This window comes from uncultured Winogradskyella sp. (assembly GCF_947498005.1).
Lineage (GTDB): Bacteria > Bacteroidota > Bacteroidia > Flavobacteriales > Flavobacteriaceae > Winogradskyella.
On the sequence record NZ_CANMIW010000017.1, the window covers coordinates 1 to 8,309 of the forward strand.

The 8,309-nt window shown below is 31.1% G+C and carries 10 protein-coding genes; all 10 read right to left on the reverse strand.

Translation table 11 applies throughout. From position 1 onward, the window contains the following. Positions 1–201: 201 nt before the first annotated feature. Positions 202–1,188, reverse strand: coding sequence for a thioredoxin fold domain-containing protein (locus tag Q0891_RS17010; RefSeq protein ID WP_299103544.1), 987 nt, complete (start codon positions 1,186–1,188; stop codon positions 202–204). Positions 1,189–1,533: 345 nt separating this feature from the next. Next, positions 1,534–2,118, reverse strand: a complete 585-nt coding sequence (locus Q0891_RS17015) for an isoprenylcysteine carboxylmethyltransferase family protein (protein ID WP_299103545.1) — start codon at positions 2,116–2,118, stop codon at positions 1,534–1,536. 53 nt (positions 2,119–2,171) lie between these two features. After that, positions 2,172–2,588: a Fur family transcriptional regulator gene (locus Q0891_RS17020; protein WP_299103546.1), complete on the reverse strand. Its 417-nt coding sequence runs from the start codon at positions 2,586–2,588 to the stop codon at positions 2,172–2,174. Between the two features lie 2 nt (positions 2,589–2,590). Then, positions 2,591–4,777, reverse strand: a complete 2,187-nt coding sequence (locus Q0891_RS17025; protein WP_299103547.1) for a TonB-dependent receptor — start codon at positions 4,775–4,777, stop codon at positions 2,591–2,593. A 51-nt stretch (positions 4,778–4,828) separates the two neighbouring features. Continuing rightward, positions 4,829–5,146: a DUF6660 family protein gene (locus Q0891_RS17030; protein ID WP_299103548.1), complete on the reverse strand. Its 318-nt coding sequence runs from the start codon at positions 5,144–5,146 to the stop codon at positions 4,829–4,831. 351 nt (positions 5,147–5,497) lie between these two features. Beyond that, entirely contained in the window at positions 5,498–6,148 is a 651-nt protein-coding gene (locus Q0891_RS17035) for a hypothetical protein (protein WP_299103549.1), read from the reverse strand. Between the two features lie 155 nt (positions 6,149–6,303). Then, positions 6,304–6,759: a GNAT family N-acetyltransferase gene (locus tag Q0891_RS17040; protein WP_299103550.1), complete on the reverse strand. Its 456-nt coding sequence runs from the start codon at positions 6,757–6,759 to the stop codon at positions 6,304–6,306. 56 nt (positions 6,760–6,815) lie between these two features. After that, positions 6,816–7,157, reverse strand: coding sequence for a n-acetylglutamate synthase (locus Q0891_RS17045; RefSeq protein ID WP_299103551.1), 342 nt, complete (start codon positions 7,155–7,157; stop codon positions 6,816–6,818). A gap of 11 nt (positions 7,158–7,168) precedes the next feature. Next, positions 7,169–7,675: a GNAT family N-acetyltransferase gene (locus Q0891_RS17050; RefSeq protein ID WP_299103552.1), complete on the reverse strand. Its 507-nt coding sequence runs from the start codon at positions 7,673–7,675 to the stop codon at positions 7,169–7,171. A 65-nt stretch (positions 7,676–7,740) separates the two neighbouring features. After that, positions 7,741–8,202: a VOC family protein gene (locus Q0891_RS17055; protein ID WP_299103553.1), complete on the reverse strand. Its 462-nt coding sequence runs from the start codon at positions 8,200–8,202 to the stop codon at positions 7,741–7,743. Positions 8,203–8,309 lie beyond the last annotated feature (107 nt).

The following is an 8,309-nucleotide window of genomic DNA, read 5'->3' on the forward strand; positions in this document are numbered from 1 at the left end:
TCGGCTTTAATTAAATGTTTTAATAGCTTAAAATTCCAATTTTGGTTGTGCTGAGTTATTGAAGCCAACGTGTTTGTATATGGTTTGTTGCGTGGTTTAAACACCTAATTTAGCAAATAAAAACCGAATAGAAAATCCGAGAGGATTTTCGTAAGTAGGCTAGAACTAGCAATAAATTATATACGGTGTTACCACACGTATTTATTTTTCTGTGTTTAAAAATTCTTCAAATAATTTTATTTCTGTGGTATAACCAATGTCCTTTATTTTATTTCCGTTTTTATCTATAATCACAAAGTAAGGTTGCGAATTATTCTTAAATTTTTCAGTTTGTAATTCCGAATGTTTCTGTCCAACATATTTTAATAATTTTCCATTCGTTTTAGATTTTATACTTTCATTTTCGGGTAAACTTGTTCTATCGTCAACATAAAGGTTCACAAAATGGAATTCATTTTTTAATTTTTCTGTGATTGTTTTGTCGGATAGAACGTAATGTTCAATTTTTCTAGCGTTTACACAAGCATAGCCTGTAAAATATAGAAGCAATGGCTTTTTAAATTCTATGGATTCATTTAAAAGGTCATCATAGTCGACATTACCAGCGTTTTTAAAAATTCCGTCATATTCTTTTTCGGTTGGCTTTGTTTCTGACTTTTTTGATTTTTTAGTTTCTTGAAAATCTGCGAAAACTTGTTTATATGTTTTTTCCGGATTAGAATGTTCTTTTAAATAATTATGAAACTCATCTATAAAATCAGATGGGACTTCCAATTTTTCTAATAAAATTTTGTCTTGGTTCCAATTGTCAATATTCGCAGGTCTTTTTGCCAGTTCATTTGAAACTAATATTGTCGTTTTGGTTAATTCATAAGCTTCTGATTCTTTAAATTCCAATACTTTATCATATAGATTTTGAAATGTTAGTTTGGCATCACTTTCTTTATTTGAGGCTAATTCGACTAAAATTGTTCCTAAAACTGGACCATTTGAAAAAACTTCGATATCTCCATCGTCAAGTCCACAATTTTTAAGTAGTGAGAAGTCTTCTACAAATCTTTTCAAATTATCCGTGTCGTTTGGAATCAGATTTATTTCCTTTTTTAGAATTTTTTCACAATCTTGGGTAGATTGACAAAATCCATTGAAAGATAGAAGTAATGTTGTTATTAGTAACGTTTTTCTCATATGTGTGGTAACGGTCTTGTGTATGAAACGTAGCGTATAAATAAACGCTAACTTTTCGGATTTAGCACGAGCCGAATTTTTATTTTTTCTATTTATCTTTTAATTTCTAAATATACAAAAATAAAAATTTGGCGGACTTAATAAATAAGCAAAAACCTCTCGAAAAGCCTGTAATAGCTATGGTTTATACACGTTGTTGTGCATAGTGCTTTTCACGTTCGGCTTTGTTATTTAGTTCAAAAGTGAGTATTGGCAAGACATACTCTTTTACAGTTTGGGTGAAGCGTGGTTGATGCGACTGGAAATGTGTATGGCTTTGAGCGTTGGCAATTCTGTGTCTTTAGTTTAAATCCATCTTCTCACTTTTTCCGCGTATTGTATATATTCATTTCCAAATTCACGTTTTAAAAACTCTTCCTCTAATCTTATTTGTGTATTCACGCTTAAAGTAGATAATGAGATTATGAGTAAAGTAAACGCATTGGGAATTACAAGAAATAATCCAATATTCGCAATCATAATACCTAAAAATATTGGGTTTCTTGAAATTGAAAACACTCCTTTTGTTACTAATTTGGTTTTGTTATTTTCATCAATTCCAATTCTCCAAGAATTTGACATTTGACTTTGAGAAATCCAAACAACAATTAATGATATAACCAAAAGAGTCCAGCCAATCTTTTGTAAAATAGGATTTTCTAAATACCAAAAAGGAAGTAAATATTCGTACCACTCATTTTTAAAAGCATAGATTCCAACAACAATAAGCTCAAAAACTGTAATAAATGTAAAAACCTTACCATTGTAATCGTGAGCATTATCTGTTTTTTTAAATGTTAACGGATTTATTCCTGTTTTTCTCCAAAGCAATACAGACCTTAAAACAAACACCAATAAAAAATATAATATGAGAAAAGCGAATAGTAACATAATTTCTAATTTTATGTAAAAATGCTATAAAAATCAATGCAATGGAAGTGCAATTACTGACCACTACATTTATCACAAATTCCTTTTACAACCAAGTTTACGTTTTCTGAAACAAAACCATCAGGCACTTTAATTTGAGGGATTTTATGCTCTGTTAAACAAACAGTTTCGTTACAGTTGTTACAATGAAAATGCAAATGCAAATCGGTTTCAATTTCGCAATTACATCCCTTTTCGCACAAAGCATATTTTGTAATACCTGTACCATCGTCTATTTGATGTACAATATCTTTTTCTTCAAATGTTTTGACGGTTCTGTACAACGTTGTTCTATCTGCTTTCTCAAAAGCATTTTCTATATCGCTTAATGTAACAGCAATTTGCTTTTCTGTAAGGAATTTGTAGATTAACAAACGCATTGCTGTTACACGAATATTTTTAGATTCTAATAATTCTTCTATTGTTTGCATAATTAATCGTGGTCTTCGTTTCCAAATGGTTTAATTATTATGCCTACGCTAAATATAAATCCATCTGTTGGTGCATATATTTCTGGAAATATAGGATTTTCGTGTGGTGGTAAAACCAATGGTGAAAATCTACTTTGTCTTCTATCTGTGAAATTTTCAAAGTTCACAAATGCACTACCAAATTTAAAATTACGCATTAATAGTAAACCCATTGTTACAAAGTCTGTTGTTTCAGTTCCATTTGATAAAAATTGCTTTCCAGTATAAAATGTTTCATAACCTATTCGCCATTTTTCTGATTCATACATTAACACACTTCCTGCGTTATGTTTTGCTGTTAAAGGCTTTTGCGGATTTCCTGCCAAATAGTTCAATTTTGTATCTATTAGCGCATAATTTAAAAACCATCGAAAGTCTTTGTATGTAAACTTTATATTTGTTTCTGCTCCTTTGCTTAAAATTTCGTCGGTTGCATTTTCAAATGCAAACAATCCGTCATCTGTACTATTTAATAATAAACCGTTGTTTATTGCAGAAACGTAAAAAAGCTGATTAATTGAAAAACCTATACTCTCGAATAGACGAGTTTTATAATTAAAATCAAGATTTAAACCATAAGAACGTTCTGCTTTTAAGTTTGATTTATCTATACCAAGTACATTTTCGAAATTTATAAATTCTGCTTCCTCTGTGAAAATATCAGGTATTTTGTAGCCTAAACCACCACCAATTCTACTTGAAAATCCATTGTCATTTTTATACAATAATGAAATTCTTGGAAGTGGAAAAAATCCAAAATCCGTATTGTAATCTGCTCTCAATCCAGTTTCTAAAATCCAATTATCTGAAAGGTCATAAATATTGTTTGCAAACATTCCATAAGTTATATCTGTTTGGTCACGTTGTAAAGTTGCGTTATCATTCTCATCAAAGTTTGATGTATATAAGTTTGCACCAAAAATCCAATCAGCTTTTGAAGTTGCTTTTTGATAGGTAACTTCTGTAAACGTGTTGATTTGTTTACCGTCAAAATTAAAATCTGGAATAGTAAGGTTTCTATCGAAAAAGGAAACACTATTTTTTATGTTTAAAGAGCTTATTGAATCTATTTGTGTTTTATAAACTGCTTGACTGCTTACTCTTTTTGAGATATTTTCTTCAGTATATTGATGAATTCCATTTTCTCCGCTTTCAATTTTTGTTACATCTCCACCAATTCTGTCATCGTAAGTTCCATTTAAACCAATCCAAAAGGTTGTTTTTTCTGATGGATAATAAAAGAATTTTGGGTTGAATGAAATTGATGTTGTTTTTGGTAAATTACTAAAACCATCATTTTCTGGGTCGTATACTTTTTGAGAATGACCAGAACCGTAAAGTGAAACACCAAATTTCTCATTTCGTTTGCTGTAAAATACATTTGCTGTACTTCCTAATGCTTGGGTTTGCGTTAGCATAATATCTAAAGCTGGTTCTTCGTCTGGTGTTTTTGAAACCATATTTATCAATCCTGCGATTGCTCCTCCACCATATAGTATTGAAGAACTTCCTTTAATAATTTCAAACTGTTGCAAGTCCAAAGGTGGAATTTGTAATATGCTCAAACCACTTGAAAAACCTCCATAAAGAGGAAATCCATCTCTTAAAAGTTGTGTGTAACGTCCATCGAGTCCTTGAATTCTAATATTTGTACTTCCGCTACTTAAAGAAGTTTGTTGCATTTGAATTCCTGTGCTTTCACGAAGTACCATTGAGATATTAGTCGGATTCATAATGGCTTTTTCACCCAATTCTTCTGCTCCAATAAATTCTATTCTTGTTGGAATTTTTCTTACCGTTCTTGTACTTCTTGAAGATTGCAATACAACTTCGTCCAATTCGTTTCCACCACTTTTTAATTTGAAAATTAAATCTGAATTATTCGGGATTAGAATAGTAGTTTTTAAGGTTTCAAAACCTAAATATGAAATTATTATAATATGTTCTCCGTTTGGAATTTCTGTAAAAGTTGCAATTCCGTCAAAATCGGTTACTGCTCCTTTTTCTAATTCCTCAAAATATACTGTTGCTCCTAATAACGGTTCGTTTTCGGATTCTGAAACTACTTTTATTTGTATATCAGATGTTTGCGCTTTTATAGAAAAGCACATTACGATTGTGAGCATTGCGCTCAATATGTATTTATTCATTGAAAATGTAAAAATTAATTAACTAAAAATTTTTGACTTTTGGTCGATATTTTAGCTAATTAATTGTGGCGGTTGCCAAATATTGGAATGATAATCAAATCTGTAAATTGATTGATAAACAGGTATTATTTCTGTAGAAATTGAGTTGTTAATACTTAATTCGAAAGTTTGAAGTAGCTGGTATGTGATTGCTATTCCACAACAATCACAAACACAGGTTACTGGGCAAGAATCGTCACTATCTTCTTGGTGGTTGTTATTTGCGCTTATTTCGTCTTGGTGTTGGTCTTCATAATTATTTCCGTCAGAACAAGGTGTAATTGACAACGCAAGGATTAACAATGATAATATGATAGTAACGAATTTCATTGACACAAAGATAAATAAATATCAATGCAATGGTATTGCAAAGTTATTTCTTAATTCTGTTTTGTGTCCCGTTTTTGAGCGTTGGCAAAAAACAGCTCTTTTATTTTTTTAGGCGTTGGCTTTTTGTGGCTGGGAAAAAATAAATGTGCTGTTTGTGCGGTTGGCTTTTTTTTGTTCAAAAGTTGATGTTTGGAACGATTTTCCGCATTATGCACAACGTGTTTGTGTATGATTTCGTTGCGTGTTTCAACAACTAATTTAGCAAATACAAACCGAATAGAAAATCCGCGAGGATTTTCGTAAGTAAGCGAGTACTAGCAATGAATTATACACGGTGTTGTGGTGTCGTACTTATTTTTCATCTTCAATTAATTCAATTTCGCCTATTTCTTTTGGTGGTGGCGGTGGTGGCGGAATATCAAACTTTTCATTCAGCCATATTTTCAACACAACGCTGTCCGTTAGTTTTTCGTATTCATTAATTACTCTTTCCAATGTTTTGGGAAATCTTTCCATTTTACTATTGTCGTAAGAAATGAAAATCATTAACTTTTCAGGACTAACGCTCCAAGATGGAATTTTACCATTATTTTCAAAGTCTTTTTTCAGAACACTTGCTAAACTATCTAATGGATAAAAAAATCTGTCTGATTTACTAATCGTATCATTATGTATTTGAATTATATTTTTTTGCTTAATCAAAATACAGCCTATTCCTTCCCAACAAGGATTCCTCAGATAAACTCTTTTTATAATGCTATCGTTGTCAAAAGTTATTTTTGGAAGACTATCATTACAGACAATTTGTTCAGTCCGTTCGAGTAATTTTTGCCAGTCATTAAATTCCTTTAGTTTTAATTCAACCGCAATACTGTCATTTTCATTTTTGTAAAGTCCATAATCCGTCTCGATTATTTTTACAGTTTTCTGTTCCGTATTTTGACAACTTAAAATTGAAAAAATCAAGATAATCAAGGACGATATTTTAATGTTATTTACCATTTTTCTCGTATGCACCACAACGGGTTTGTATATGGTTTGTTGCGTTTTTCAAGCAATTAATTTAGTAAATAATTACAGACAAAGAAAGTCTGTGAGGACTTTCGAAAGTAGGCAAGAAGCCAGCAATAAATTATATACGGTGTTGTATGGCGTTTTTATTCAAAGTGTATTTTCATTCCCTCGTGAGTCGCTTTAAATCCTAAATCTTCATAAAATTTAATAGCCTTCAGTCTTTTTTTATCAGTCGTTAATTGTAACAAATGAGCATTCCGTTCTTTTGCTCTATTTATTGCCCATTTAAACATCGTTTTTCCAATTCCTAGCCCTCTTTTGTCTTTCCTAATTCTTACAGCTTCTATCTGGGCTCTAATTCCGCCAATGTAAGTCAGATATTGAATAAATGACAATTGTAAAGTTCCTATAATTTCAAAGTTTTCATTCTCAACAACAATCAACTCTTGGTTTTGGTCAGAGTTTATTTTGTCAAAAGCATTAAGATATTCTTTTGGCAATGGGTTTTTAAAGTTCTCTCTTTTTTTTCCAAGTTCATCGTCCGCAATCATTTCCACAATTTTTGAAATATCATCCTTTGTAGCTTCTCTAAAGTTCATTAATTAGTTTGTTTTTAGGTTATTACCAACAGTATTTCTCTTCTACTTTAATGGACTTATATTTCTTCTAAAATAGATTTTCCGCTCGACTTATCTCCAGAGGTCCATTTCCAATCTTCATAAAGTCTAATTTTTCCATTTGGTAACAGTTCGCGTTTAGAGCAACAAATTCCAGTCATTAATTCTCCTTTTTTATTCACTTGATGATACCTCATTTCGATATTACCATTTTCATCTACAAGTCCAATTAAATGGCCATAAACAATTTGTCCACCATTATATTCTGATGTAAGTATATTTCCTTTTTGTTTGTATTTGAAAACTGTCTCTGGTGTTGTTTCTGCGTTTTCACTATTCTGAACAGGACTAAATCTTTTGTTGTTATAATTTATTTTCATATCACTTGTTGTTAGGTTATTGTTTTTTGAAAATAACATACTTTTCCATTTTTATAATGTTCAGGCAATTCGTTTGTATTTTCAAGTCGTTTGGCACCTAAAAATTCAAACCCGAGTTTTTCATAATGTTCAATCAAGCCTTTGTTTAGGCCAACAGTATCCATTCTTATAAATTTTAGATTTTTGCTTTTACCAAATTTATTTGCCCATTCAATTAGTTTTTCAACTAAATTTTGACCTCTAAATTCTGGGTTAGTCGTAATCCTATGAATATATAATGAAGGGTCTTTTTTGTTTCCCCAAATCAATTCGTCATTTAGAGTTGTAGCCCAAATACAAGCAATTTTATCGTCAATCAATAATTTCCATTGTCTATTTTCTTCTATTTCACTTACGACTAATTCCTTTGGAAATACGGGCCAATAAACTTGATTTTTCGATTTCATATAGTCCGTTGCGATTCTATATAAATCAAATATTTTAGAGACATCAGTAAGTTCGCTATTTTTAATTTTCATATTATTTAGTTTATTTTCCTCAATTTCCTTGTAGTTTTCTTTCTAACGCTTATTGGATGGCGCTTTTATTCATTTTGCATTCCAAGCCATTCTTTATAAGTAACAACTCGTTTTTCAACATTTCCTTTGATTTGACCAGGTAATATTCCGATGAATTCGAGATAATGTCCATCTGGATCACTGAAATAAATTGATACAGCTGGCATCCAACAAAAAACCATTGGTTTTTCATTGTCGTCTTGTAGAAAGTTCCAAAAGTTTAAATTGTGGGATTTTAAAAAATCAATTGATTTATTTATTATCCATTCAGGGTCACATTCAAAAGCGAAATGTCTCAAGTCAATTTCCTCCTTTGGTTTTTCCCATAATCCGAGCATTGCTTGTTTGTCAGGTCCTATCCAGAAAAAGGCGGTTCTACGTTCCGCTCCAAAACGACATTGTTTTAGTCCAAGAACTTTAGTGTAGAATTCGATTGAGTTTTCTAAATTTTCAACGTATAAATGAGTTTCGTAAAGTCCTTTTATCATATCTAATACGTTTTTTATTGAATGACATACAACGGTTTTGTGTATGGTTAGTTGCGTGGTTAAGCAACTAATTTAGCAAACTTTTACGAACCCGAGAAAATTCCGCA